A 25,019-nucleotide genomic window follows, 5' to 3' on the forward strand; every position below is an offset into this window, starting at 1 on the left:
TTGTCGCGAAATGAGTTTTGTATTCTTTTAAAAATTAAAAAAACCAAACGAGAACTGTTTTTTTAATTTGATTCATGCTGTGAATCGATGAATCCATCTTAAATGAGGGCGATTTTAAATCAATTAACTTAAAATGAATTGAGAATTTACTTAAGGTTAATCCGATGATTAATCATGAAAATGTACTCATTCAGGGGTATTCCTGAGGATTACCCCTGCCCGTATTTCTCTAAAAGCGCTTCGGCAATGGCCATCGTTTCCACATCCGCAGTGCCGTTCCATAGCTGGGGACGGAAATGCATCTGGAAGACCATAATGATGCGCTTCTGCTGCTCTGGCGTGCTGTTTTCAGGCACCTCGTAGCCGTAGCGCGCCAGCAGATCGAGCAACGCCGCGGTATCCACCGGCTGATAGCGTGGCCGCCCGTTGAGGTAGAAATTCACCCGCGCCGGATCGGGCCAGGCACCGATGCCGTGGCTCGCCAGCTCGCGCCACGGGAACAACGGGCCAGGATCGTCTTTACGCTGCGGGGCAATGTCGGCATGGGCCACGACGTTCTGCGGCTTAATGTCGTAACGGGCAATGATGTCTCGGGCGAGAGGGATCAGCGCCGCGATTTGCGCCGGCTCAAAGGGCGTGAAGGTTTTGACGCCGTCGCTTTTCTGCCAGCCGCGGTTTTCCAGCTCAATGCCGACGGACGTATCATTTATACGGTTGGTGCCGCGCCAGAAGCTGATGCCGGCATGCCAGGCCAGCTCGCTCTCCGGCACCAGCTGCCAGATGCGCGGTTTGCCCGCCGGGGCGGGGGGCCTGGCGGGGATAAGATAGTGCGAGCTGACGTTTTTATCGGTTAGGGTCGCAAGCGACGTGTCGAAATCGTCCGCGGTGTAGTGGATCACCAGCACCTTTATACGCGGGTATGCCGCCTGCGCCTGATGGCGCGTATCCAGCTCGTAAGCACCTTTATCAACGATGCCTTTTTCCTGGGCGCATCCTGCCAGCAGCAAGGCCAGCAGGAGGGGCAAGAGCGAACGCTTCATCGGCGGGTTTTTACCGCCGTGCCGCTTACGCTCACCATCAGCATGCTGGCATCTTTACCGACCGTTTCGTAGTCAATATCAATACCCACCACCGCATCCGCACCCAGCGCTTTGGCCTGCTCGCCCAGCTCCTGAAACGCGATGTCTCGGGCTTTGCGCAGCTCTTTTTCGTACGCGCCGGAACGTCCGCCAACGATGTCGCGAATGCCGGCAAAGAAGTCACGGAAGATGTTTGCACCCAGTATTGCCTCACCGGTGACCACGCCGCAGTATTCGACGATCTGCTGTCCTTCCAGGGTTGGGGTTGTTGAAAACTGCATACTTTCTCTCCTTCTTTAACGTTCAATGCGTTAGCTACAGCATTATCGGTCCGTTACGCTATGATTGAAAGGATAGTTAATAAATAAGGAAATCAACATGCGCTACTCTGCTTTAACGCTTTTAGTGCCATGCGCGCTGGTGCTCAGCGCCTGCACCACTCCGGTCACGCCGGCCTTTAAGGATATCGGAACCCGCAGCGGCCCCTGCATCGAGGGCGGCCCGGACGCCGTGGCGCAACAATTCTATGATTACCGCATTCAGCACCGCGGCAATGACCTCACCGCCCTGCGCCCGTACCTGAGCGACAGCCTGGCGAAGCTGCTTAACGACGCTTCCCGCGATCCGCAGCATAACGCGCTGCTCTCATCCGATCCGTTCTCCAGCCGCGCCACGCTGCCGGACAGCGCTGAGGTTGCCAGCGCGTCCACGATCCCAAATACCGACGCGCGCAACATACCGCTGCGCGTGAAGCTCACGCAGGGCACCCAGACCTGGCAGGATGAAGTGCTGATGATCCGCGAAGGCCAGTGCTGGGCCGTCGATGATGTCCGTTACGTTGGCGGCAGCGTTCACGCCCCGGCAGGCACCCTTCGCCAGTCGATTGAGAACCGCTAACTCATCGTTAAATAAACGTTAACCCCGTAAAATGTCCGGCATTTCAGGCGGAATGCCGACATTTATTCTCGCCCCCCTTCCCCTTCGCTATTTTGTGCTATGTTTAAGAGTAAACACGGGTTATATTTAACTTTTAACGCAGAAATATTGCATAACTATTCTGTCAACGGTACTATCTGCGGCCTCAATTGCTATAGATTGCCTGGATGAGTAAAGACTGCCCCGATGAGTATTAAACTAAACGGCATTAACTGCTTCTACGGCGCACACCAGGCGCTGTTCGACATTACGCTGAGCTGCCCGGAGGGCGAAACGCTGGTTTTGCTCGGCCCTAGCGGCGCGGGAAAAAGCTCCCTTCTGCGCGTGCTTAATCTTCTTGAAATGCCCCGCTCGGGGACGCTGGCCATCGCCGGTAACCATTTTGACTTCGCGAAAACGCCGTCTGATAAAGCCATCCGTGAACTGCGTCAAAACGTGGGCATGGTTTTCCAGCAATACAACCTTTGGCCGCACCTGACGGTGGTGCAAAACCTGATTGAAGCCCCGTGCCGCGTGCTCGGTTTAAGCAAAGACCAGGCGATGGCGCGTGCCGAAAAGCTGCTGGAGCGCCTGCGCCTTAAGCCCTACAGCGACCGCTATCCTCTGCACCTTTCCGGCGGCCAGCAACAGCGCGTGGCCATTGCCCGCGCGCTGATGATGGAGCCGGCGGTGCTGCTGTTTGACGAGCCAACCGCGGCGCTGGATCCGGAAATTACTGCCCAGATCGTTAGCATCATTCGTGAGCTGGCGGAAACCAACATTACTCAGGTCATCGTGACCCACGAGGTGGAAGTGGCGCGCAAAACCGCCAGCCGAGTGGTTTACATGGAAAACGGGTATATCGTTGAACAAGGTGATGCGAGCTGCTTCACAAACCCGCAAACCGATGCCTTCAAAAACTACTTATCACACTGATGTGTTAGGGAAATTATAATGAAAAAAGTATTGATTGCCGCGCTGCTTGCTAGCGTCAGCCTTTCCGCTACCGCAGCCCAGACCATCCGTTTCGCCACCGAAGCGTCCTACCCTCCGTTTGAATCCATTGATGCGAACAACAAGATCGTTGGCTTCGACGTGGACCTGGCAAATGCCCTGTGTAAAGAGATCGACGCGACCTGTACCTTCAGCAACCAGGCGTTCGACAGCCTGATCCCAAGCCTGAAGTTCCGTCGTATCGATGCCGTGATGGCCGGTATGGACATCACCCCGGAGCGTGAAAAGCAGGTTCTGTTCACTACCCCTTACTATGACAACTCTGCCCTGTTCATCGGTCAGAAAGGTAAATACGCCTCGGTCGATCTGCTGAAAGGCAAGAAAGTGGGCGTACAGAACGGCACCACGCACCAGAAATTCATCATGGATAAGCATCCGGAAATCACCACCGTGCCGTATGACAGCTACCAGAATGCGAAGCTGGATCTGCAAAACGGCCGTATCGATGCCGTCTTCGGGGACACCGCTGTGGTGACCGAATGGCTGAAAGCGAACGACAAGCTGGCCGCCGTGGGTGACAAAGTGACCGATAAAGACTACTTCGGTACAGGACTGGGTATTGCCGTCCGTCAGGGCAACACCGAGCTGCAGCAGAAATTCAACGCTGCGCTGGAAAAAGTGAAGAAAGACGGCACCTACGAAACCATCTACAAAAAATGGTTCCAGAAGTAATTCCTGATGAATGAAATTTTTCCTTTAGCAAGCGCCGCCGGGATGACCGTCGGCCTTGCCGTTTGTGCACTGATTATCGGCCTCGCGCTGGCGATGCTCTTTGCGGTGTGGGAGTCCGTTAAGTGGCGCCCCGTCGCATGGCTCGGCTCAGCGCTGGTGACCGTGCTGCGCGGGCTGCCGGAAATTCTGGTGGTCCTGTTTATCTATTTCGGCTCTTCGCAGCTGCTGTTAACGCTGTCGGACGGCTTTACCATTAATCTCGGCTTTGCGCAGATCCCGGTGCAGATGCAGATTGAGAACTTTGACGTCAGCCCGTTCCTGTGCGGCGTGATTGCGCTCTCCCTGCTCTATTCGGCCTATGCCTCACAGACCCTGCGCGGCGCGCTGAAAGCGGTACCGCAGGGACAGTGGGAATCCGGCCAGGCGCTGGGCATGTCGAAGGCGGCGATCTTCTTCCGCCTGGTGATGCCGCAGATGTGGCGTCATGCCCTGCCGGGTTTAGGGAACCAGTGGCTGGTGCTGCTGAAAGACACCGCGCTGGTGAGCCTGATAAGCGTAAATGATTTGATGCTGCAAACCAAAAGCATCGCTACCCGCACCCAGGAGCCGTTTACCTGGTACATTGTGGCGGCGGCTATCTACCTGGCGATCACGTTGCTGAGTCAGTACATCCTCAAGCGCATCGACCTGCGTGCAACGCGTTTTGAACGGAGGCCAGGCTGATGCTGGATTATTTACCCGAGCTGATGAAAGGGCTGCACACCAGCCTGACGCTGACCGTCGCGTCCATCATCGTGGCGCTGATCCTGGCGCTGTTCTTCACCATCGTCCTGACGCTGAAAACGCCGGTACTGGTGTGGATTGTCCGCGGCTACATTACGCTGTTTACCGGTACGCCGCTGCTGGTGCAGATCTTCCTGATTTACTACGGCCCGGGGCAGTTCCCGTCGCTGCAGAACTATCCGGTTATCTGGCACCTGCTCTCTGAGCCGTGGCTGTGCGCCCTGATTGCCCTCTCGCTGAACAGCGCGGCCTACACCACGCAGCTGTTCTACGGCGCGATCCGCGCCATCCCGGAAGGCCAGTGGCAGTCCTGCGGTGCGCTGGGGATGAGCAAAAAGGACACGCTGGCGATCCTGCTGCCCTACGCGTTTAAGCGCGCGCTGTCCTCCTATTCGAACGAGGTCGTCCTGGTGTTCAAAAGCACCTCTCTGGCCTACACCATTACCCTGATGGAGGTGATGGGCCACGGGCAGCTGCTGTACGGGCGTACCTACGACGTGATGGTGTTCGGTGCGGCTGGGCTGGTGTATCTGGTGGTCAACGGTCTGCTGACGCTGATGATGCGCCTGATCGAGCGTAAGGCGCTGGCGTTTGAGCGCAGAAATTAACCGGGCAGATGCATAAACCATATATTCAAAGGCGGATAACCTGATGGGTAGTCCGCTTTTTTTATTCAGCAATTAATATTTAATCATATTTATTGCATATAAATTCATTAGGTGGCATTGTACCTCCATGCCGCAGACACGGCGCATAATGACAAGACAGACGGGAGCTTCACAATGAAAAAGTTAGTTCTGGCCGCACTACTCGCTACCTTCGCCGCTGGCGCATCAGCCGCAGATAAAATCAGTTTCGGCGTTTCTGCCACCTATCCGCCGTTTGAATCGCTGGATGCAAGCAACCAGATCGTCGGCTTCGACATCGACCTGGCGAAAGCGCTGTGCAAGCAGATGCAGGCCGACTGCACCTTTACTAACCACGCGTTTGACAGCCTGATCCCGTCCCTGAAGTTTAAAAAATACGACGCGGTGATCTCCGGGATGGACATCACGCCAGAGCGCAGCAAGCAGGTGGCCTTCACCGACCCGTACTACGCCAACTCGGCGGTGGTGATTGCGAAGAAAGGGGCTTATAAATCCTTCGACGAGCTGAAGGGCAAACGCATCGGGATGGAAAACGGCACCACGCACCAGAAGTACCTGCAGGACAAACATCCTGAAGTGAAAACCGTGGCCTATGACAGCTACCAGAACGCGATCATCGACCTGAAAAATGGCCGTATCGACGGGGTATTCGGCGATACCGCCGTGGTGAACGAGTGGCTGAAAACCAACCCGCAGCTGGGAACGGCAACGGAGAAAGTGACCGATCCGCAGTATTTCGGCACCGGTCTGGGCATTGCGGTTCGTCCGGATAACAAGGCGCTGCTGGAAAAACTGAACGGCGCGCTGAAAGCGATCAAAGCTGACGGCACGTACCAGAAAATCAGCGAGCAGTGGTTCCCGCAGTAACCTCTTTTTGTCGGGTGGTCCGGCCTGCGGGGGTGGTCTGTAGGCCGGATAAGCGCAGCGCCACCCGGCAATTTCTCACAGCGGCACGAAGAATCTGAACCGCGCCCCGCTCGCCGATTCCATCAGCCCAATCCCTCCGCCGTGCAGCTCCAGCATTCTTTTCACGATTAACAGCCCTAACCCGCCCCGGTTTTCCCGCGCCGCCTGCGGCTGTAGCGCCGAAGGACGCTGGAACAGATCGTCGCGCAGCGCCGCATCGACGCCCGTTCCGCTGTCTGCCACTTCAACCTGCAGCCGATCGTTCTCCTGCCACACCGCCAGCCGAATATCGCCCCCCGCTGGCGTATGGCGTATCGCGTTATCCAGCAGGTTGGTGACCACCCGTTCAATCATGGACACGTCGGCGTTCACCAGCGGCAGCGGCCCGGGGACATCAATATGCAGGTTCAGCTCACGCGTGCGGGCGGCCAGTTCAAACTTCTGCGCGACGTCAGATATCAGCTCCGCCATCGCAAAACGCTCGCGCTGGGGCCTGATGCCGCCGTGCTCAAGACGCGCCAGTTCGAACAGCTGCTGCGAGAGATGACGCACCTTTTGCCCCTGACGCAGCGCGGTGGCAAGATATTGCTGATGCTCCTGCGGCGTCAGCGTCGCGGATTTGAGCGAGAGAGTTTCGAGATAGCCCAGCAGGGAGGTCAGCGGCGTGCGCAGATCGTGTGAAATATTGGCGATAAACTCCCGGCGCTGGCGATCGCTGTCCGCCAGCCGATCCCACTGGGAGGTGATTTTGCGCGCCAGCTCGATAAAGCTGTTGCGCAGGATCGCCACTTCGTCCCGGCCGGCAGCCTCCAGCGGCTGGGCCGCCAGCCGCCCGATCGCGCTGATGCTGTCCTGCTCAAGCCCGGCCACGTCCTTCGTCAGCTGTTTGACCGGACGCGTTACCCAGTACCACAGCAGCAGCCCCGCCAGCAGGCCAAACAGCGCCACCAGCAGCATGGACCACAGCGCCGTACTCCAGAGCGCCTTATGCCAGGCCATCTCCGCCAGCGCGTTGGACTCCTCCCCCTGCAAAATAATGTACAGATACCCCTTTAGCTCGCCGTCCTGCCGCAGCGGCGTGGCGCTGAACACCTTCCTGTTCTGGCTGCGGGGATCGTCGCCAAATACCGGCATCACCGTCCCGCTCAGGAAGCTCTGTATCGGAGCGAGGTCAATTTTTTGCCGCTTGATGTGGCCCGGCGGGGCGGCGTCTGCCAGCACGTCGCCATCGGGCGAGACGACGTACAGCTCAACGCTCGGGTTAAAGGTCATCAGCCTATCGAACAGCGGCTTTAAGGCGCCCCGATCGACCCTGCCCTGCGCATCCAGAATCGGTTCCCGCTGGACGATCTGCTGGGCCAGTCCGCCGGAGAGCCGCTGCACCATCGCGTTACCGTACTGCATGCTGCTGTAGAGCTGCACCGCGCAGGCCACGGTAGCGCAGAGCAGCAGTAACGCCGTAAACAGCAGCGTCAGGCGCTGGCTCAGGCTAAAGCGACGCATCATGGTTCAGCTCCGCAAATTTGTAGCCTTTGCCCCACACGGTGCGAACGATCTCCGGTTCGGCGGCATCTTTTTCAATTTTGATGCGCAGGCGGTTGATGTGGGTGTTAACGGTGTGTTCGTAGCCTTCGTGCTGATAGCCCCACACCTGCTCCAGCAGGGCCAGCCGCGAAAAGACCTCTCCGGGATGGCGGGCAAAGAAATAGAGCAGTTCAAACTCGCGCGGAGTGAGGTCGACGAGCTGACCGTGCAGGCGCACGGTGCGCGCCAGCGGATCGATAGTCAGGCCGTGCGCCTGAATAATGCCGTCCGTCTGCGCCTGCCCCATCGCCTGCTGGCGGCGGAACAGCGCCTTAATGCGGGCAATCAGCTCCTGCACCGAGAAGGGTTTTGCCAGGTAGTCATCCGCCCCGGTTTCCAGGCCGGTAATACGATCGGTTTCGCTGCTACGGGCGCTAATGATGATTATCGGCAGGTAGCGGGTCATCTGGCGGATACGGCGACAAATCTCCAGACCGTCGACGTTAGGCAGCATCAGATCGAGGATCACCGCGTCCCACGGCTGTTTTTCCAGAAGCGGTAACGCCTTTCCCCCGTCCGGCTCGTGGGTAATGGCGTAGCCTTCGTCTTCTAAGTTGAGTCGCAGAAGCGCCGCGATATCGTGGTCATCTTCCACCAGCAGGATCTGCTTCATGGGTAAGCCTTCATTCAATTTTTATGACGTAAGCTTACCTGATTTCGCAGGGATGAAGAGTTCACATTTTGTTTAAGATTTCACGAGCAACGTCAGCACTTCGTAATGCGCGGTGTGCGGGAACATATCAAAGAGCTGAACGCGCTCAATGCGGTAACCCGGCAGGCTGGCGATATCTTTCGCCATGGTTTGTGCGTTACAGCTGGAGTAGACGATAACGCCCGGCGCCATCTGGCTCAGGTAGTCGCAGAGCGCCTGGCCAATGCCCCGGCGCGGCGGGTTGACCAGCACCAGCTCCGGCACGTTGCCCTGCCCGGTGGCGAACCGGGTGGAGTCGAGCGCCTGAAAGCGCAGGTTCGTTAACCCCAGCTCCGCGGCGGACTGCTTTGCGCAGGCAATCGCCTCGGCAGAAATTTCAATCCCGGTGAGCTGCATGTCCGGCGTGGCGCAGTGCAGGCCAAAGCCGCCGACGCCGCAGAACAGATCCCACATGTGATGAACATGCAGCGCGCGCACCCAGTCGCGCGCGGTGGCGTACAGCGCGCTGGCAACGGCCGGGTTAGTCTGGAAGAAGCTTTGCGGACGGATCCACAGCGGCACGTCGTTAAAACGCTCCGCAAGCGCATGCTGTTCGGTGAAGAATATCTCTTTCTCCCCTTCCATGATGGCCATATGCACCGGCTGAATATTGGCGGTGATGACCCTGAGCTGCGGCAGCCGCGCCTGCAGCCACGGCAGCGCCGCGCGCAGCTGCTCCAGTTTGGTTTCCGAACGCAGCACGAAGCGCAGCATCATGCCGCCGTCGATCTGGCTTTCGGTAAGCAGGAGGTATTTCAGCTCGCCGCGCCTGCGGGCGACGCTGTAGGGCGTTAACCCCGCGCGGGCGATAAACGGCTTGAGCGCGGCAAACACCGGCTCAAACGAGGCGGGATACAGCGGGCAGGCGGTGAGATCTTCCGGGGTGCCGTCACGGTGCAGCATGCCCAGCAGCGGCTTTTCGACGCTGCCGCTGACTACCATTTTGGCTTTATTACGAAAGCCCTGCTCCGGCCCGCTGACGGGTGCGCACCACTCGCCCACCGCGTGGCCGGCAAGCAGCTGCTGGAGATCGGCCATTTTGGCGGTGAGTTGTTGAGAGACCGGCTGTTCTATCCACTGACAGGAGCGGCAGCGGCCGGCGTCATAGAGTGCGCACTGCATAGGAAAACCTTAAGGATCACGAGGGCTGCGATTATACACATTATTGCAGGCGGAAGAACCGCCGACTGGAGGCCGGGATAAAAAGCAGGCACAAGACCAGCATGTCCGGCAGCTTCTGCATGACCAGTGAATGGAAAATCTCGCGGCGGGAACTGCCGGGAATGCTGAACAGTTCAGGATAACCATAGCCCAGCGAGGCGGCCCACAGATAGCTGGCGGCGGCGATCTGCGTCAGCAGATAGACCCATCGCGCCCAGTTGCGCCCTTTTACCAGCGAGAACGCGCAGTAGATTTCGATAAACACCAGCATCAGGCTGCTGAGAAACACCAGCGTCAGATTCCACGTCTGCGCGCTGCGGTGAATAAATTCCCCCATCCCGCGCGGGCCCAGCGTGTTCATTATCATCAGCACGTCCAGGCAGCGGATCATAATAATAGCGAGCGCCGCCACCTGCACCAGCGCAGGAACGTTCGGACGAGCGTGCGAATGACGTGTTTTTTGCAAGAATCCCAATGTTTTTACTTCCCTGAAAAACAGTGCCGCGTCATACGCGGCACATCACTGGAAATAATAATTCCTTCAGCCGCGTCTTGCACGCTGGATATCGCGCACGCGCTGCTTTTCCGCGCGCGCCATCAAATACCAGGCGATAAATCCGACAATTCCGACCACGCCGAGGATGATGGACGCCAGGGCGTTGATTTCCGGATTCACCCCCATGCGCACGCTGGAGAAGACCAGCATCGGCAGCGTCGTTGCGCCCGGGCCCGAGACAAAGCTGGCGATAACCAGGTCGTCGAGCGAGAGCGTGAACGCCAGCAGCCAGCCGGAGATCACCGCCGGCATAATCATCGGCAGCGTGATGATGAAGAAAACCTTCAGCGGCGTTGCGCCAAGATCCATCGCCGCCTCTTCAATGGAGCGATCCAGCTCGCGCAGGCGCGAGGAGATCACCACCGCCACGTACGCCGTACAGAAGGTAACGTGCGCCAGCCAGATGGTAAGCATACCGCGATCCGCCGGCCAGCCGATGGCGTGCGCCAGCGCCACAAACAGCAGCAGCAGCGACAGGCCGGTGATCACGTCCGGCATCACCAGCGGCGCGGTGATCATAAACGCAAAGCCGTTGGCCCCGCGGAAGCGGCCAAAGCGCACCATCACCAGCGCGGCAATCGTGCCCAACACGCAGGCCATCGTCGCCGCCAGCGCCGCAATGGTCAGGCTTAGCCCGACCGCGCTCATCATCGCATCGTCATGGAACAGCGCGCTGTACCAGCGCGTGGACCAGCCCGCCCAGACGGTGACCAGCTTCGAGCTGTTGAACGAGTAGATCACCAGCATCAGCATCGGCGCGTACAGGAAGGTAAAGCCGATCACCAGGATCAGAATTCGCCACGGAGAGCGTACTACCGGCAGGTTGTTCATCCGTGGTCTCCCATCTGCTTCTGCTGGTGTTTATGGAACCACATGATCGGCACGATCAGCAGCAGGAGCATGACGATCGCCACCGCCGAGGCCACCGGCCAGTCGCGGTTATTAAAGAACTCCTGCCACAGCACGCGGCCAATCATAATGCTGTCCGGCCCGCCGAGCAGTTCGGGGATCACAAACTCCCCCACCGCCGGGATAAAGACCAGCATCGACCCGGCAATGATCCCGCCCCTGGTCAGCGGCACGATGACGCTGAAGAAGGTCTTCAGCGGACGCGCGCCAAGATCGAGCGAGGCTTCCACCAGCGAGTAGTCAATACGCGTCAGCGCCGTATAAATCGGCAGCACCATAAACGGCAGGTAGGCATAAACAATCCCGATATACACCGCGAGGTTGGTGTGCAGGATCGTCAGCGGCTGGTCGATAACGCCAAGCCACAGCAGGACGTTATTCAGTATGCCGTTATTTTTCAGGATCCCCATCCAGGCGTACACGCGGATGAGGAACGAGGTCCACGACGGGAGGATCACCAGCAGCAGTAGAATGTTTCGCGTCGACGGCTTGCTGTGCGCCACCGCCCACGCCAGCGGGTAGCCCATCAGCAGACAGCAGATCGTGGAGACCGCCGCCACCTGTAACGACTGCAAGTAGGCTTCAAAATAGAGCGGATCCTCGGTCAGCTGCAGGAAATTACCGAGGTTTAAGGTCAGCGTAAACTGTCCGTCCGCCCACTCCCACAGATCGGTGTACGGCGGGATCGCCCGCGCCATCTCCGCCAGGCTGATCTTAAAGACGATCAGGAACGGCAGCAGAAACAGCAGGATCAGCCAGATATACGGCATGGCGATGACCAGCTTACGGCCGTGTGCCATCTGCATGCGCGCCAGCCAGTGCGCGAAGCCGCCCGGCGTTTTGACGCGGGCTGGAGGTTCAAGTGTACTCATGACCGCTCCTTATACCGTCAGGACTACGCAGCTGTCCGCATCCCAGCACAGGCTCACCTCGTCGCCCCAGGTCGGCTGTCCCTTGCGATACCGGTGTTCGTTCTGCAGCTGGGCGCTGAGCATCTGCCCGCTTTTCAGGCGCACGTGGTAGATAGAAAGGTCGCCCAGGTAGGCAATGTGCACCACTTCGCCCACGGCAAAGTTGTAGCCATCGGCGGGCGGCTCATCGCAGAGCATGATTTTTTCCGGACGCAGGGCAACGTAGACCGGCACGTTGTCCATCACGGCGTTATCCGGATCCACCTTAAGCGGGTGCACCAGCCCCGGCGATTCGATCACCAGGCCGTCCTCCTCACGCGCTTTCAGCAGCCCTTCGAAGACGTTCACCGAGCCGATAAACTCCGCGCTGTAGCGGGTGGTCGGGTGCTCGTAGATCTCCTCCGGCTCGCCAATCTGCACGAACTTACCGCGATTCATGATCGCAATGCGCCCGGCCATGGTCATCGCCTCTTCCTGGTCGTGGGTCACCATCACGCAGGTCGCGCCCACGCGCTCGAGAATATCCACGACCTCAAGCTGCATGCGGTCGCGCAGCTTTTTATCCAGCGCACCCATCGGTTCGTCGAGCAGTAAGAGCTTCGGGCGCTTGGCAAGGCTTCTCGCCAGCGCCACGCGCTGACGCTGGCCGCCGGAAAGCTGGTGCGGCTTACGCTTCGCGAACTCCTGCATGTGCACCAGGCTCAGCATCTCCGCCACGCGCGCGGTGATTTCGGCTTTCGGCAATTTGTCCTGCTTCAGGCCGAAGGCGATGTTCTGCTCAACGGTCATGTGCGGGAACAGCGCGTAGGACTGGAACATCATGTTAATGGGCCGCTGGTACGGCGGCACGCTGGAGAGATCGACACCGTCGAGCACAATCTGCCCGGCGGTCGGCTGTTCAAACCCGGCGAGCATGCGCAGCAGGGTCGATTTACCGCAGCCGGACGCGCCGAGGAGAGCAAAAATCTCACCCTTGTAGATCGTCAGGCTGACGTCGTCCACGGCATGCTGGCCGTCGAAGGACTTGGTGAGGTTACGAATTTCAAGAAGCGGGGTCAGCGCTTTACGGACTTTCGCCTGCGGGCGGGGGATCGCGTCATTCACGGGGTGCTCTCCGGCAGAAAACAAATCATGGTGCAGGCGCACCAGAACGGTGCGCCCGTTGCCGGGAGCGCTACGCGTGCCCGGCCTACAGCTCACGGGTAATTACTTACCGCTTTTCACCTTCGTCCACGCACGGGTACGCACGCGGTCAATTTTAGGTTCCTGCACCTTCAGGGTGAACAGCTTGGCAAACACGTCGGCCGGCGGATAAATGGCCGGGTTATTACGGATCTCCTCGCTGACCATCGGCACGGAGGCCTTGTTACCGTTGGCGTAGTAGACGTGATCGCTGATGTGGGCAATCACTTCCGGACGCATCAGGTAGTTGAGGAACTGATACGCTTCTTCTTTGTTTTTCGCATCAGCCGGCATGGCGAAGACGTCGAAGAAGGCCAGCGCCCCCTCTTTCGGTATGAAGTAGGAGACATTCACGCCATTTTTCGCCTCTTTCGCGCGGTTCGCCGCCTGCCAGACGTCGCCTGCCCAGCCGATCGCCACGCAGATGTCGCCGTTTGCCAGGTCGTTAATGTACTGGGAGGAGTGGAAGTAGCGAATATTCGGACGCAGCTTCAGCAGCAGATCGGTTGCCGGGCCGGTGTAGTCGTCGGCCTTGCTGCTGTTCGGATCTTTGCCGAGATAGTTAAGCACGGTGGCAAAAATTTCTTCCGGGGCATCGAGGAAAGAGACGCCGCAGCTTTTCAGCTTTTCAAGGTTTTCCGGCTTCAGCACCACGTCCCAGCTGTCCAGCTTGACGTCCGGACCCAGCGCGGCTTTGACCTTATCCACGTTGTAGCCAATACCGGTGGTCGCCCACAGATAAGGCATCGCGTATTTGTTCTCCGGATCGTGTTTGGCAATCAGCTTCAGCACCTCCGGGTCGAGGTTTTTCCAGTTCGGTAATTTGCTCTTGTCCAGCGGCTGAAAGACGCCGGCGGTCAGCTGACGCTCCAGGAAGCTGGCGGAGGGCACCACCAGGTCAAAACCGGTGCTGCCCGCCATCAGTTTGCCTTCCAGCACCTCGTTGGAGTCGAAGACGTCGTAGACCACCTTAATGCCGGTCTCTTTTTCAAAACTGGCGACGGTGTCCGGCGCAATATAGTCAGACCAGTTATAGACGTGCAGCGTTTTTTGTTCCGCAGCGAGCGTGCCGGCAGAGACGGCCATCAGAGCACCCGCAACCAGACCCGATAACCATTTTTTATTCAAGGCGATCATATTGTTATTCCTTCTGAAAGCTCGTTAACAAACGAACCAAAACTGTGCAGCCTGAAGATATGCAATAATCATGCATAGTTTGTCGCTCTGCCTGAAATAAAAATAACCCCCTTTATCCGGCAGGTCCGCTCGCTTTTTTAAGCATCGCAAGAATAACTGTAGCCCGTGTCTCCGGCTATAGCCCAGACGAAAAAACGCCTTTTATCAATTTTTTATGCAGATTATGTCTACGTGATAAGCCGAAATGGCCTGAGGGGAGGTGAAAGATTCTTTAAAGAAAGGTTAAAACCAGCAGAAAAAATGGCGTTATGCAGCCGCTCTGGCAGCGACTGCGCAAAAGTCAGACAGCCTTAGTGGAGAAAATTGGGCGCTGCATCGTTATTCTCAGCATCATCTTCCGCGCTGTACAGCAGGTGATGCGCGTTGGCTTCCATCATCACCATGGAAATTTGCTCTTCGCTCAGGCGCATAAACCAGGCGAACTGCTTAAAGGAGAGCCCGGCACCGGAGAATAAAGACTGGCAAACCACCAGCTTCGGCAGATTATCATCCTGTATGTCGAGAAACGCTTTCACGGTCAAAGAACTGGCGTTAATCGCTGACAGGTCGGACGCCAGCGCCAGCAGCGCGGAAGGCTTCACCTCGGCCAGCGCCGAGAAAAGAATCACGTCGTTAATCAGATCGATTTTGGCATCGAAAATACCGTCGAAATTTTGCATGTGAGGCAGATGCAGCGCCTGGCAGGAGTCGCATTCGAAAAAAGTAATACCGGCATCATCGAGCCATTGACGTAACGTATCCAGTGTAGGTACGACCTGTAAATCCATCGCTGTGCAGCCTCTTAAATAAAAACGGTGTTCAGATTACGCAAAAAGCGCGCGCCGATCCATTCAACCGCCCGTTTTCAGGCAGAATCCCGGCGTAGCATGGCGTTCAATCCATGCAATCATTTTACCTGCAATATCGACGCCTGTGGTTTTTTCCACCCCTTCCAGCCCCGGAGAGGCGTTCACTTCCATCACCAGCGGGCCGCGCTCGGCGCGCAGCAGATCGACACCCGCCACGTCCAGCCCCAGCGTCTGCGCGGCTTTTACCGCAATCTCGCGCTCGCGCTCGCTGATGACGGCAACCCGGGCGATGCCGCCACGGTGCAGGTTGGAGCGGAAGTCGCCCTCTTTAGCCTGCCGCTCAATGGCGGCTACCACCTCATCGCCGACCACAAAGCAGCGAATGTCGCGCCCTCTGGCCTCTTTAATATACTCCTGCACCAGGATATGGGCATTGAGGCCACGAAAGGCGTCGATCACGCTTTCGGCCGCCTGGCGCGTCTCCGCCAGCACCACCCCAATACCCTGCGTGCCTTCAACCAGCTTAATCACCAGCGGCGCTCCGCCCACCATGTCGATCAAATCGCTGGTGTCGTCCGGCGAATGGGCGATGCCGGTAACGGGCAGATCGATCCCCTGACGCGCGAGCAGCTGAAGCGAACGCAGCTTATCGCGGGCGCGGGAAATCGCCACGGACTCGTTGAGCGGATAGCTGCCCAGCATTTCAAACTGACGCAGCGCGGCCGTGCCGTAATAGGTTATCTGGGAGCCAATGCGGGGGATCACCGCATCAAAATGCGGGAGCTTGCGGCCTTTGTAATGAATCGACGACGCCGCAGGGTCGATGTTCATATAGCAGGACATCGGATCGAGGATCTCAACCTGATGCCCGCGTTTCGCCGCCGCTTCTCGCAGGCGCTTGCATGAATAGAGCGTTCCATCCCGGGACAATATGGCAATTTTCACCCTGCACCTCTCTGAAGACATGGGAAAGCCTGCCTATCATACACGAGGCGCAGGAGGAATGGACTATCGCGTCGCCCAGCCCTGCTTGTGCAGATACTCGAGAATGAACGGGCGGCTTTCCTTAACGATGGTGCGGCGGATATGGTCACTCCAGGTGTCGCGGCGGTTGTTGCTGTCGCGCGTTAAATAGTAGTTCGCCAGCTCTTCGTCATACTGGTCCAGCACGTTCGGATCGACCGGCTGGTAATGATTCTCGTGCACCAGCATCGCCGCAGGAATACGCGGCTTGAGATCCGGGTTATCCGCCGGCCAGCCAAGGCACAGGCCAAACAGCGGCAGCACGTGCTTCGGAAGCTTCAGCAGTTCCGTCACGCTTTCGATATTGTTGCGCAGCCCGCCGATATACACCCCGCCAAGCCCCAGCGACTCCGCCGCCGTGAAGGCGTTTTGCGCCATCAGCGCGGTATCCACCACGCCCAGCAGCAGCTGTTCCGCCAGCCCCAGCTCCGCCTCCGGGCAGATTTGCAGGTGGCGGTTAAAATCGGCGCAGAATACCCAGAACTCGGCCGCCTGAGCGACGTGCTTTTGCCCGCCCGTCAGGGTCACCAGCTGTTCACGCATTGCCGGATCGGTGATGCGGATAATGGAGCTGCACTGCAAAAAGCTCGAGCTGGAGGTGCCTCTTGCGCTGTCGATGATCGCTTCCCGCTGTGCCTGGGTAATGGGCTCATCGGTGAAATGGCGAATGGAACGGTGGGAACGAAGCAGGTCAATGGTTGGCGTCATCTTGTCTCTCTTTGTGTTGCGTAAAACGTATGGCAGCCAGTATAGGCAATGATCTGCGCGATGTAATTGGCGAAACATAGCCTGACTGTATCAAAGTGACAGGTGAAACCTTCTTTCCATGACGGCAGGTTATCGTGCACTATAGGCGCTATTCGCCGTCAGGCTTGTTTTTTGAGGAGAGAGAAATGTTTGCAGTAATTTTTGGTCGTCCAGGATGCCCTTACTGTGTGCGCGCTAAAGAGCTGGCTGAGAAACTGACTGAAGAGCGTGATGATTTCAACTTCCGTTACGTTGACATCCACGCGGAAGGCATCAGCAAAGCCGATCTGGAAAAAACCGTTGGCAAGCCGGTTGAAACCGTGCCGCAGATCTTCCTCGATCAGAAACACATCGGCGGCTGCACAGATTTTGAAGCCTATGCCAAAGAGCATCTGGGCCTGTTTGCCGCTCAGTAATGCGAAGACGCCCTCTCCCCGAGGGCGTTTTTATTTACGTGGCTTGCGCTGTTGCAGCAGGCTACGCGTAAATAAGAAGCACAGCGCCCCCAGCGCGCACCAGAAAACGCCGCTCATTAACCACGCCACTTCCTGCCAGACGCTTCTCGACGAGAGAAACAGCACGCGCATCAGGAGCAGACAGAGGGGGGCCGCAAGCATCGCCCCGATAAGCGGCATGATCACCTCACCTTTTCGCGAGAGAAAACTGGCCACGACCCCCGGCAGGATGAAAAACAGCAGGCCCAGCTCCGGATGACCAGAAGCTCTGAAGGCTCCCTTCACATTAAAAGCTAACGACATGCAAACGACCGTAAACAGCAAAAAACAGCTGATTGCGCCCGCCCAGTTTCGCTTAATGTTCAAATTATCCTCCTGACTTCCTCTCTATCAAATACACACTCGTCCAGCGGACGCCCAGTCAGATAAAGCAAAGTGGCAATCCTTGCCAAAGGCCGCATGCAGTGATGCGATAATAGGTAGCTGTCGAAAGCTAATACGATTAAACTAACCGCTTGCTATTGGTTTAGGGAAATTATCAGGGAGCGAGACGCGGTTAGCGTTTGTCCCTGACCGTAAAAACAGTAGCCCAAATAGTCCTTTCATTCAACAACTTACTGGTAAACAAGAAGTTAGCCTCCGTGAATATAAACGTCGCAGACTTGTTAAATGGGAATTACATCCTGTTATTATTTGTGGTACTGGCGCTGGGCCTTTGTCTGGGTAAATTACGCCTGGGTTCAGTTCAACTTGGTAATTCCATTGGCGTTTTAGTCGTCTCCTTATTATTAGGTCAGCAGCATTTCAGCATTAACACGGACGCGCTTAACTTAGGTTTCATGCTGTTTATTTTTTGCGTAGGCGTGGAAGCCGGTCCGAACTTTTTTTCAATTTTCTTCCGTGACGGCAAAAATTACCTGATGCTGGCGCTGGTGATGGTCGGCAGCGCACTGCTGATTGCGTTAGGGCTGGGCAAGCTGTTTGGCTGGGACATCGGCTTAACGGCGGGTATGCTGGCGGGCTCGATGACCTCCACGCCGGTGCTGGTCGGTGCCGGCGATACGCTTCGCCATTCGGGCATGGCTGGGACGCAGCTTTCCACCGCGCTGGACAACCTGAGCCTGGGCTATGCCCTGACCTATCTGATTGGTCTGGTAAGCCTGATTGTTGGCGCGCGCTATTTGCCAAAACTTCAGCATCAGGATCTCCAGACCAGCGCCCAGACCATCGCCCGCGAGCGCGGCCTGGACACGGACTCCAAACGTAAGGTCTACCTGCCGGTTATCCGCGCGTACCGCGTCGGGCCGGAGCTGGTTGCCTGGACCGACGGGAAAAACCTGCGCGAGCTGGGGATTTACCGGCAGACCGGCTGCTATATCGAACGTATCCGTCGTAACGGCATCCTGGCGAACCCGGACGGTGATGCGGTGCTCCAGATGGGCGATGATATTGCCCTCGTCGGCTACCCGGACGCTCACGCGCGTCTCGATCCCAGCTTCCGCAACGGGAAAGAGGTGTTCGACCGCGACCTGCTGGACATGCGTATCGTTACCGAAGAGATTGTGGTGAAGAACCACAACGCCGTGGGCCGCCGACTGGCGCAGCTGAAGCTGACCGACCACGGCTGTTTCCTCAACCGCGTGATCCGCAGCCAGATTGAAATGCCTATCGACGACAACGTGGTTCTCAACAAAGGCGACGTGTTGCAGGTCAGCGGCGATGCCCGGCGCGTCAAAACCGTTGCCGACCGTATCGGCTTTATCTCGATTCACAGCCAGGTGACGGACCTGTTAGCCTTCTGCGCGTTCTTCATTGTTGGCCTGATGATTGGGATGATCACCTTCCAGTTCAGCAACTTTAGCTTCGGCATCGGTAACGCTGCCGGCCTGCTGTTCGCCGGGATCATGCTGGGCTTCCTGCGAGCGAACCATCCTACATTCGGCTATATCCCGCAGGGCGCGCTGAACATGGTGAAGGAGTTCGGCCTGATGGTCTTTATGGCGGGAGTAGGCTTAAGCGCCGGTAGCGGCATTGGCAACGGCCTGGGCGCCGTTGGCTGGCAAATGTTGGTTTCCGGACTTATCGTCAGCCTGGTACCGGTGGTGATCTGCTTCCTGTTCGGTGCCTACGTGCTGCGCATGAACCGCGCCCTGCTCTTCGGAGCGATGATGGGCGCGCGCACCTGCGCCCCAGCAATGGAAATCATCAGCGACACCGCGCGCAGCAACATCCCGGCGCTGGGATATGCAGGCACCTACGCCATCGCAAACGTGCTGCTGACGCTGGCGGGTACGCTGATCGTCATTATCTGGCCGGGACTCGGATAACTCTTAAGTTTGCGCGGAGTGGAAAAAATTTTCGTTACGCGCAGAACTTTTTACGCAGGGTGCAGTCATAACTAGTGCCACTGCTTTTCTTTGATGTCCCCAATTTGTGGAGCCCATCAACCCCGCCGTTTTGGTTCAAGGTTGATGGGTTTTTTGTTGCCTGAAATTTGGGGTTTTTCTAATCAGCCATTTACGAACCACCTTTAAGACGGATGGCGCCAAAATGGCGGCACTGTTTTGACGAGTTACCATCTTTTGTTATCCCAACGTCCATTTCTTTCAGTATTGGCATGACAGAATCCGTCGAGTTCAGGGAATAAAGTGAGCTGTCGGACGTCAAATGTACCTTCTAAAAGACGCAAAAACTCTTCTTTCATACTGGCTGTGATTGCTATTGGAAGGTAGGCGTCTTCCTCAAGATCAAAATCGAGACTTCCCATTGGGTTGCCACTCACAACACTGTACATAAATTGAGTGCTTTGAGCTGCAATTCTTTTAGTAACTGCTGGAGATTCCCAAGTAGTAGCTCCAGCTTTGCTAATCCCTTTTACAAATACCTCATCATAAGTGCGTTCCTCCGTTTCACCTTCTTCCCAATAGATCGAATCAGAATGAATCCCAAACAAAAGCCCGGTTTTCCCTCTCTGTGATTGGCAAGCAAACCACAATGCAACCAGCATATTCCTTGAAAAGTCTATTAGGCGTGTTGCTGCACCATGATGCTGTAGCTTGGCAAGTACTTCGAAATCAGCTAAACGTCTTCCATCTTCGTAACCATAGTCCTTATGTCTAGCTTTTTTAACAATTCAAGTTCGTAGTTTCTCATCCTACTCTCGGAGACGCTGCGGAGAGAGAATCTCAAGCGTCTGAACGCAGCGCTATGAATTGCCCAATCAACATTTCCTTGCCCTCTTCACATATAAACATTCATACGATGAGCAAAGTGTCGTTCTGTAATTTTAATTAGTTGACCTAAACTTCTTGGTGCTAAGATCTTGCCAATCTGAGAGTGCATCAACAGTTAGAGCTACGATTTTAATCATCACCTTCTCGCGGCTCTTATCTTTACGCAGACGATGACGTGGTAAACGACCATCTGCCAGCATGCCGTTAATGGTGTCAACAGGAAAGCCTGTTAACTCGCTATAACGTTCAATCGTGACATGTGGCGTTGTCAGAGTGATTGAAATATTAGGGGTCATAATGCAACATCTCCTATTGGCTTGTGGTAAGCCGGGATAACAAGTGAAAAACTCACGCTTCGAGATATTTATGGACTTACGCAAAGGCGGAAAAACAGCAATCGATCGCATGTTGGAAGCATATGGATATACGACAAAGCAGGCGCTGTGTGACCAGTTGGGTATCAGAAGTAGCACTTTGGCAAATCGCTATCTGAAGGACACATTCCCAGCAGATTACGTGATTCAATGCGCATTAGAGACAGGTGTCTCCTTGGAATGGTTAGTATCCAGCGAAAGTTCAAAAAAGCCTGGTTCCCCGTCGTCTAATAGCTTAAAGGAATTAAAAGCATATAAATTGGAAAATGACGTTCTTGTTGAGGATGGAACTATTACTTTTGACTATAAATTATTACCGTTAGACACTAAAAACCTTCATGTGATTAGAGATGCAAAGGTAATTCATTTCGTTGATTATTCTAATGCTAGCTTTAGGGATGGAGTTAGGTTAATATCGATTGATGAAAACTTATCTTTTAGGAAACTCTTTCGTATGCCTGCAGGTCAATTAAAAATCGAAAATAACCTTACTAGCTTAATAAGTAATATTAATGATATTTCATTGAAGGGTCGTGTTGTATCGACTATCGAACCTCAAATATAATGGAAGGGTCAGAGATATGAATCTTGGATGGGAAGATTTAGATAGCATTCAATACAGTCATTGGCAATTCAAAGATAGTGATCGCTTATTAAGTAATTTTCATTATTTCGAAATATTCCGAGATGACAAACTCAATTTAAAAATAAAACTGGTATACAAACCAATAAAGCGACGGTTTTCTGACAATGATTTTTATATAGAACAAGAAAGAAAAGAAGGAGAGGTATATATAACTGATGGTTTTTTATTGTTGGAAAACATCTTCAACAATGAAGTCACATTGGAAATAACTGGTATAACATTAATAAATAAAAACATTAAACATAATGACTCCGAAATCATTGCAACTATAACTTGTTCAATAAATAACATAAAAAAATCAGATAAATCTAAAAACAACGCAGAAAAAGCCAACTATTCAATTGATTGGATTACTAATTTAGCCATTGGAGGCTATGGTTGGAGTTCCAGGGTTAAAGAAACATTAAAAAAAACAATTACTAGAGATTTTAATTCCCAGCATAAAATCATTTCATTCTTTGAAAGTCAAGACCATATCTCTAACAATTTTAATTGCTGTAATATCCGCGTTAATGACTTGGATGTTTTTTTTGGTAGTACCGATTGCAACAGCATTGACAAAAAATATAACACCGGCTTCATACTTTATAGTAAAGAATGTGATAGAGACCTTAGAAAAAAAATAAGGAACGCCTTGTCTTTTATATTGGGCTGCAAATTAATACATATCTCAAGTGTATTAAAAGACGAAAATTACAACTCGCTTGAATATGAAATACACACGCAATCCGCAATAAACGATTTATATCATTCTTCTTACAGCCTGCCTCCAACTCCTCTGCACTCAGCTAATACAAAGCATTTATATCTAGGAGAAGATGAAATTGGTCTAATGGTTGAAAAAATAATAAATCATTATGATGACTATGATTTTTCACATATTTCTTGGTTGTATTGGCATGCTGTAGCTTCTCCTCTTCATCTCAAGGGAGTTGGGTTTGGAGCCACATTAGAATTTATCCAAAGAAAATATATAGAAAAAAACTCCACTCAGTTCAGTGTAAAATTAATTGAAAAGGGTTTATGGAAACCTCTTTATAAAGAACTAAGACAGGTTTTAGAAAATGCAAAACATCTATCTGAGCGTGATAGAAAGTTACTATTAAATAAATTATCAAGCCTAAATCAAACTCCACAATCCATTTTGACAAGTAAATTTTACGAGATTCTAGACCTATCCCTAGGGCATTTAGAGTTGATAAGCTTCAAACAACGAAACAACTCCGCACATGGAAATAAATCTGAAGATAGTGAGATTATTCCACTAGTGCGTGAAGTAAAGATATTAAGAATTCTATGTAATCGCATTATTTTAAGAATCTATGATCTTTCTGATTTTTATAATGATTTTTATAGTCTAGGGTTCAGGGTCCGACATGTTAGTGATTCAATATCAGATCAAGAGCAAGGTGTTTGATTTTTTAAAAACAAACGCTGGAATTGTACATATACAAAGTTAAATTTAGCCCTCAGACATGAGGGCTTTTTTATGGCAGTACGAAAACTCCACACAGGAAGATGGATTTGCGAATGCTACCCCGCTGGACGAAGTGGGCGTCGTGTGCGTAAGCAGTTCGCCACTAAAGGCGAAGCACTGGCTTTTGAGCGTCATACGATGGATGAGGTAGAGGCTAGGCCCTGGCTGGGTGAATCAGTAAACCGTCGGACTCTGAAAGATGTGGTTGAACTCTGGTTCAAACTGCACGGTAAATCCCTGACTGCTGGTGAGCATGTTTACGACAAATTGCCCCTGATGGTCGATGCTCTCAGAAACCCTCTCGCTACTGATTTCAGCTCAAAATTGTTCGCGCATTACCGTGACAAACGCCTGACAGGGGAAATCTACTTTAGCGAAAAGTGGAAAAAAGGTGCCAGCCTGGTAACTATCAATCTGGAATAGAGCTATCTGAGCGGAGTATTTAGTGAGTTGTCCCGGCTGGGCGAATGGACAGCACCGAACCCGCTAAAGATCATGCGCAAGTTTACCATTGCCGAAAAGGAAATGGCTTGGCTGACGCATGAACAGACCACAGAGCTTCTATACGACTGCCAACACCAAAGCACCCTGCTCGCTTTCGTCGTTAAAATCTGCTTGAGTACCGGAGCACGCTGGCGTGAAGCGGTGAACCTCACTCGTTCTCAGGTCACGAAATACCGAATCACGTTCGTCAGGACCAAAGGCAAAAAGAAACGAAGCATTCCGATTAGCAAAGAGCTTTACGAGGAAATTATTGCCCTGGACGGCTTCAGGTTCTTTACTGACTACTACTTCCAGTTTTTAGCAGTAATGGATAGAACCTCAATCGTGCTACCGCGTGGGCAACTTACCCACGTTCTACGCCATACGTTCGCAGCACATTTTATGATGTCCGGCGGGAACATCCTTGCGCTTCAGAAAATCCTGGGCCACCATGATATAAAAATGACCATGCGCTATGCTCACTTGGCCCCCGACCATCTTGAAACCGCGTTACGCTTTAACCCTTTAGCAACCTTGAGTACGCAAGTCATTTGCCTGGGTAATACAACGTCACCAGCATAATCGCCACATTGATGTACTGGGCCAACTTGTAAATGTGCCGATCAATTCTTTCCGTGAGAGTGTTTCCCTTGTGTGTCTGGATATTCCAACCACCCCGCCCTAATGTAACTGTCAGAGCGATGTATGCAGACCCTGCTTTAACGCAGTTAATAAATGTCGGCTCTATCCTCCATTCGTACCAAACGCCAGCCATGACAGCAGCGAAAACCACAAAATTGGTCGCTGCAGCCGAATAGAGTTTTTTCCGTAGCTCTTGAGACGAATCACTAAAATTAGCATTGCCGTACTCGTCAGGGAAAAATTTCTTAACGTAGCACTTAAAACCCTTGATAGGGCCAAACAGCAATAACATAGAGGCTATCAACAGCTTCATGACTTATCCGGGGTAAACTAATCATCGCTGCGAAGTATAAACTTTTGCTTATAGTCAGAAATAAGCAATGAATGCCAAGTGGCGACAAAGTGGCGGTAGCGGTTGGCATTGCCCCGTAATAGCCACTCCTTAACACTAACCTAACTTATTGATTATCTCATAAGTCATTGTTTCCACCAACCCGTTTACATAAATGGTTTTTTGTTGCCTGAAATTCATCTCGACCCCAATCAATCGTTTATAACGCTACCTTTCCCCCTGGCGACAGCGCTGATCTTCTCATGTGATTAAATTTCGCCAGGTCAATTTCTTAAAAGAACATGAATTGAGCATAAACATGATCTGATTTGAACTTCCATACAGGGAGGGCGCGTACGCTGGGACGAATTAATGCACTTGATGGAAGAAACAGGAATGAAGGCTCCATTTGCGTACAGCGCCGGAAGGCTGCATAAAAAACGCGGGTTACTCCGATTAATGAATCGCTCTTATGAACACAGAGCTTATTCAGATCTCATACCTGCCCTTAAATGTGGCTCAAGGCTGCTTAAGGCCGTCTGGTTTGTGTTAATCAGCTTTCTGACAGGACGCACGCTGGGTCCTTCAACAGCTTATATTAATCATAACGTTG

General features: G+C 53.9%; 27 protein-coding genes and 1 pseudogene. 11 read left to right on the top strand and 17 right to left on the bottom strand.

What is annotated here, in order from left to right:
* Positions 1-209 precede the first annotated feature (209 nt).
* The gene (locus IM304_RS04600) at positions 210-1,040 is read right to left on the bottom strand and encodes an N-acetylmuramoyl-L-alanine amidase (RefSeq protein WP_193356569.1); all 831 of its coding nucleotides are present in this window, start codon (positions 1,038-1,040) and stop codon (positions 210-212) included.
* Positions 1,037-1,360 (bottom strand): heavy metal-binding domain-containing protein, encoded by a 324-nt coding sequence (locus IM304_RS04605; protein WP_148418723.1) that lies wholly within the window; start codon positions 1,358-1,360, stop codon positions 1,037-1,039. Before IM304_RS04605 ends, IM304_RS04600 begins: the two co-directional genes overlap by 4 nt.
* Positions 1,361-1,457: 97 nt before the next feature.
* On the opposite strand from IM304_RS04605, the gene IM304_RS04610 reads away from it, so the two are divergent.
* The 6 genes from IM304_RS04610 (at position 1,458) to artJ (ending at position 5,977) form a co-directional block, all read left to right on the top strand.
* Positions 1,458-1,976, top strand: a complete 519-nt coding sequence (locus tag IM304_RS04610) for a lipoprotein (protein ID WP_148418722.1) — start codon at positions 1,458-1,460, stop codon at positions 1,974-1,976.
* A 225-nt stretch (positions 1,977-2,201) separates the two neighbouring features.
* Positions 2,202-2,930: an arginine ABC transporter ATP-binding protein ArtP gene (gene artP, locus IM304_RS04615; RefSeq protein ID WP_006809439.1), complete on the top strand. Its 729-nt coding sequence runs from the start codon at positions 2,202-2,204 to the stop codon at positions 2,928-2,930.
* 18 nt (positions 2,931-2,948) lie between these two features.
* Positions 2,949-3,680: an arginine ABC transporter substrate-binding protein ArtI gene (artI, locus tag IM304_RS04620; RefSeq protein WP_006174322.1), complete on the top strand. Its 732-nt coding sequence runs from the start codon at positions 2,949-2,951 to the stop codon at positions 3,678-3,680.
* A gap of 6 nt (positions 3,681-3,686) precedes the next feature.
* Positions 3,687-4,403, top strand: a complete 717-nt coding sequence (gene artQ, locus IM304_RS04625) for an arginine ABC transporter permease ArtQ (RefSeq protein WP_193356570.1) — start codon at positions 3,687-3,689, stop codon at positions 4,401-4,403.
* On the top strand, positions 4,403-5,071 hold the full coding sequence (gene artM, locus IM304_RS04630) for an arginine ABC transporter permease ArtM (RefSeq protein WP_176610776.1): 669 nt from the start codon (positions 4,403-4,405) through the stop codon (positions 5,069-5,071). Before artQ ends, artM begins: the two co-directional genes overlap by 1 nt.
* A gap of 174 nt (positions 5,072-5,245) precedes the next feature.
* Positions 5,246-5,977, top strand: a complete 732-nt coding sequence (artJ, locus tag IM304_RS04635; RefSeq protein WP_148418718.1) for an arginine ABC transporter substrate-binding protein ArtJ — start codon at positions 5,246-5,248, stop codon at positions 5,975-5,977.
* 75 nt (positions 5,978-6,052) lie between these two features.
* Here the strand turns inward: artJ and IM304_RS04640 are convergent, their stop codons facing one another.
* The 11 genes from IM304_RS04640 to nfsA form a co-directional block, all read right to left on the bottom strand.
* Positions 6,053-7,522, bottom strand: a complete 1,470-nt coding sequence (locus tag IM304_RS04640) for a sensor histidine kinase KdpD (RefSeq protein WP_148418717.1) — start codon at positions 7,520-7,522, stop codon at positions 6,053-6,055.
* Entirely contained in the window at positions 7,506-8,213 is a 708-nt protein-coding gene (locus IM304_RS04645; RefSeq protein ID WP_148418716.1) for a response regulator transcription factor, read from the bottom strand. Before IM304_RS04645 ends, IM304_RS04640 begins: the two co-directional genes overlap by 17 nt.
* Positions 8,214-8,285: 72 nt before the next feature.
* The gene (gene rlmC, locus IM304_RS04650; RefSeq protein ID WP_193356571.1) at positions 8,286-9,413 is read right to left on the bottom strand and encodes a 23S rRNA (uracil(747)-C(5))-methyltransferase RlmC; all 1,128 of its coding nucleotides are present in this window, start codon (positions 9,411-9,413) and stop codon (positions 8,286-8,288) included.
* A gap of 40 nt (positions 9,414-9,453) precedes the next feature.
* Positions 9,454-9,951 carry a YbjO family protein gene (locus IM304_RS04655; protein WP_148418714.1) on the bottom strand — a complete coding sequence of 166 codons (498 nt, stop codon included), beginning with the start codon at positions 9,949-9,951 and terminating at the stop codon, positions 9,454-9,456.
* 42 nt (positions 9,952-9,993) lie between these two features.
* Positions 9,994-10,839 (bottom strand): putrescine ABC transporter permease PotI, encoded by an 846-nt coding sequence (gene potI / locus IM304_RS04660; RefSeq protein ID WP_148418713.1) that lies wholly within the window; start codon positions 10,837-10,839, stop codon positions 9,994-9,996.
* Positions 10,836-11,789, bottom strand: a complete 954-nt coding sequence (gene potH, locus IM304_RS04665) for a putrescine ABC transporter permease PotH (RefSeq protein WP_148418712.1) — start codon at positions 11,787-11,789, stop codon at positions 10,836-10,838. Before potH ends, potI begins: the two co-directional genes overlap by 4 nt.
* Positions 11,790-11,798: 9 nt before the next feature.
* On the bottom strand, positions 11,799-12,932 hold the full coding sequence (gene potG / locus IM304_RS04670; RefSeq protein WP_148419178.1) for a putrescine ABC transporter ATP-binding subunit PotG: 1,134 nt from the start codon (positions 12,930-12,932) through the stop codon (positions 11,799-11,801).
* Between the two features lie 102 nt (positions 12,933-13,034).
* Positions 13,035-14,147: a spermidine/putrescine ABC transporter substrate-binding protein PotF gene (gene potF, locus IM304_RS04675; RefSeq protein ID WP_176610781.1), complete on the bottom strand. Its 1,113-nt coding sequence runs from the start codon at positions 14,145-14,147 to the stop codon at positions 13,035-13,037.
* 350 nt (positions 14,148-14,497) lie between these two features.
* Positions 14,498-14,974, bottom strand: coding sequence for a YbjN domain-containing protein (locus IM304_RS04680; protein ID WP_193356572.1), 477 nt, complete (start codon positions 14,972-14,974; stop codon positions 14,498-14,500).
* A gap of 63 nt (positions 14,975-15,037) precedes the next feature.
* On the bottom strand, positions 15,038-15,940 hold the full coding sequence (gene rimK, locus IM304_RS04685; protein ID WP_148418708.1) for a 30S ribosomal protein S6--L-glutamate ligase: 903 nt from the start codon (positions 15,938-15,940) through the stop codon (positions 15,038-15,040).
* A 63-nt stretch (positions 15,941-16,003) separates the two neighbouring features.
* Positions 16,004-16,726 (bottom strand): nitroreductase NfsA, encoded by a 723-nt coding sequence (gene nfsA / locus IM304_RS04690; protein ID WP_148418707.1) that lies wholly within the window; start codon positions 16,724-16,726, stop codon positions 16,004-16,006.
* Positions 16,727-16,911: 185 nt separating this feature from the next.
* Between nfsA and IM304_RS04695 the strand changes: the two genes are divergently transcribed.
* Positions 16,912-17,181 carry a GrxA family glutaredoxin gene (locus IM304_RS04695; RefSeq protein WP_014169305.1) on the top strand — a complete coding sequence of 90 codons (270 nt, stop codon included), beginning with the start codon at positions 16,912-16,914 and terminating at the stop codon, positions 17,179-17,181.
* A 30-nt stretch (positions 17,182-17,211) separates the two neighbouring features.
* On the opposite strand, the gene IM304_RS04700 is transcribed toward IM304_RS04695, so the two are convergent.
* Entirely contained in the window at positions 17,212-17,586 is a 375-nt protein-coding gene (locus IM304_RS04700) for an inner membrane protein YbjM (RefSeq protein ID WP_176610782.1), read from the bottom strand.
* Between the two features lie 275 nt (positions 17,587-17,861).
* Between IM304_RS04700 and IM304_RS04705 the strand changes: the two genes are divergently transcribed.
* Positions 17,862-19,547: an aspartate:alanine antiporter gene (locus tag IM304_RS04705; protein ID WP_193356573.1), complete on the top strand. Its 1,686-nt coding sequence runs from the start codon at positions 17,862-17,864 to the stop codon at positions 19,545-19,547.
* A gap of 245 nt (positions 19,548-19,792) precedes the next feature.
* On the opposite strand, the gene IM304_RS04710 is transcribed toward IM304_RS04705, so the two are convergent.
* On the bottom strand, positions 19,793-20,353 hold the full coding sequence (locus IM304_RS04710; RefSeq protein ID WP_193356632.1) for an FRG domain-containing protein: 561 nt from the start codon (positions 20,351-20,353) through the stop codon (positions 19,793-19,795).
* A gap of 153 nt (positions 20,354-20,506) precedes the next feature.
* The gene (locus IM304_RS04715; RefSeq protein ID WP_193356574.1) at positions 20,507-20,749 is read right to left on the bottom strand and encodes a regulator; all 243 of its coding nucleotides are present in this window, start codon (positions 20,747-20,749) and stop codon (positions 20,507-20,509) included.
* Positions 20,750-20,792: 43 nt separating this feature from the next.
* Between IM304_RS04715 and IM304_RS04720 the strand changes: the two genes are divergently transcribed.
* From IM304_RS04720 to IM304_RS04730, 3 genes and pseudogenes are all read left to right on the top strand, one after another.
* Complete coding sequence (locus tag IM304_RS04720; RefSeq protein WP_193356575.1) at positions 20,793-21,392, top strand: phage repressor protein CI; 600 nt, start codon at positions 20,793-20,795, stop codon at positions 21,390-21,392.
* A 16-nt stretch (positions 21,393-21,408) separates the two neighbouring features.
* Positions 21,409-22,890: a hypothetical protein gene (locus IM304_RS04725; RefSeq protein ID WP_193356576.1), complete on the top strand. Its 1,482-nt coding sequence runs from the start codon at positions 21,409-21,411 to the stop codon at positions 22,888-22,890.
* Positions 22,891-22,962: 72 nt separating this feature from the next.
* Positions 22,963-24,015 (top strand): annotated as a pseudogene (locus tag IM304_RS04730) (tyrosine-type recombinase/integrase).
* Here IM304_RS04730 and IM304_RS04735 read toward each other — a convergent pair.
* A complete protein-coding gene (locus tag IM304_RS04735) occupies positions 23,981-24,388 on the bottom strand; it encodes a hypothetical protein (RefSeq protein ID WP_193356577.1) in 408 nt (135 codons plus the stop codon). The pseudogene IM304_RS04730 and the gene IM304_RS04735 overlap by 35 nt on opposite strands.
* Positions 24,389-25,019: the final 631 nt, after the last annotated feature.

Origin of the sequence: Enterobacter cloacae complex sp. P40C2 (assembly GCF_014930695.1) — a bacterium.
Lineage (GTDB): Bacteria > Pseudomonadota > Gammaproteobacteria > Enterobacterales > Enterobacteriaceae > Enterobacter > Enterobacter pasteurii.

Bases quoted from the DNA above. Each gene is read 5' to 3' on its own strand.
- IM304_RS04600 (WP_193356569.1), bottom strand. From the start codon at position 1,040: ATGAAGCGTTCGCTCTTGCCCCTCCTGCTGGCCTTGCTGCTGGCAGGA.
- IM304_RS04605 (WP_148418723.1), bottom strand. From the start codon at position 1,360: ATGCAGTTTTCAACAACCCCAACCCTGGAAGGACAGCAGATCGTCGAA.
- IM304_RS04610 (WP_148418722.1), top strand. From the start codon at position 1,458: ATGCGCTACTCTGCTTTAACGCTTTTAGTGCCATGCGCGCTGGTGCTC.
- artP (WP_006809439.1), top strand. From the start codon at position 2,202: ATGAGTATTAAACTAAACGGCATTAACTGCTTCTACGGCGCACACCAG.
- artI (WP_006174322.1), top strand. From the start codon at position 2,949: ATGAAAAAAGTATTGATTGCCGCGCTGCTTGCTAGCGTCAGCCTTTCC.
- artQ (WP_193356570.1), top strand. From the start codon at position 3,687: ATGAATGAAATTTTTCCTTTAGCAAGCGCCGCCGGGATGACCGTCGGC.
- artM (WP_176610776.1), top strand. From the start codon at position 4,403: ATGCTGGATTATTTACCCGAGCTGATGAAAGGGCTGCACACCAGCCTG.
- artJ (WP_148418718.1), top strand. From the start codon at position 5,246: ATGAAAAAGTTAGTTCTGGCCGCACTACTCGCTACCTTCGCCGCTGGC.
- IM304_RS04640 (WP_148418717.1), bottom strand. From the start codon at position 7,522: ATGATGCGTCGCTTTAGCCTGAGCCAGCGCCTGACGCTGCTGTTTACG.
- IM304_RS04645 (WP_148418716.1), bottom strand. From the start codon at position 8,213: ATGAAGCAGATCCTGCTGGTGGAAGATGACCACGATATCGCGGCGCTT.
- rlmC (WP_193356571.1), bottom strand. From the start codon at position 9,413: ATGCAGTGCGCACTCTATGACGCCGGCCGCTGCCGCTCCTGTCAGTGG.
- potI (WP_148418713.1), bottom strand. From the start codon at position 10,839: ATGAACAACCTGCCGGTAGTACGCTCTCCGTGGCGAATTCTGATCCTG.
- potH (WP_148418712.1), bottom strand. From the start codon at position 11,789: ATGAGTACACTTGAACCTCCAGCCCGCGTCAAAACGCCGGGCGGCTTC.
- potF (WP_176610781.1), bottom strand. From the start codon at position 14,147: ATGATCGCCTTGAATAAAAAATGGTTATCGGGTCTGGTTGCGGGTGCT.
- IM304_RS04680 (WP_193356572.1), bottom strand. From the start codon at position 14,974: ATGGATTTACAGGTCGTACCTACACTGGATACGTTACGTCAATGGCTC.
- nfsA (WP_148418707.1), bottom strand. From the start codon at position 16,726: ATGACGCCAACCATTGACCTGCTTCGTTCCCACCGTTCCATTCGCCAT.
- IM304_RS04695 (WP_014169305.1), top strand. From the start codon at position 16,912: ATGTTTGCAGTAATTTTTGGTCGTCCAGGATGCCCTTACTGTGTGCGC.
- IM304_RS04715 (WP_193356574.1), bottom strand. From the start codon at position 20,749: ATGACCCCTAATATTTCAATCACTCTGACAACGCCACATGTCACGATT.
- IM304_RS04725 (WP_193356576.1), top strand. From the start codon at position 21,409: ATGAATCTTGGATGGGAAGATTTAGATAGCATTCAATACAGTCATTGG.
- IM304_RS04735 (WP_193356577.1), bottom strand. From the start codon at position 24,388: ATGAAGCTGTTGATAGCCTCTATGTTATTGCTGTTTGGCCCTATCAAG.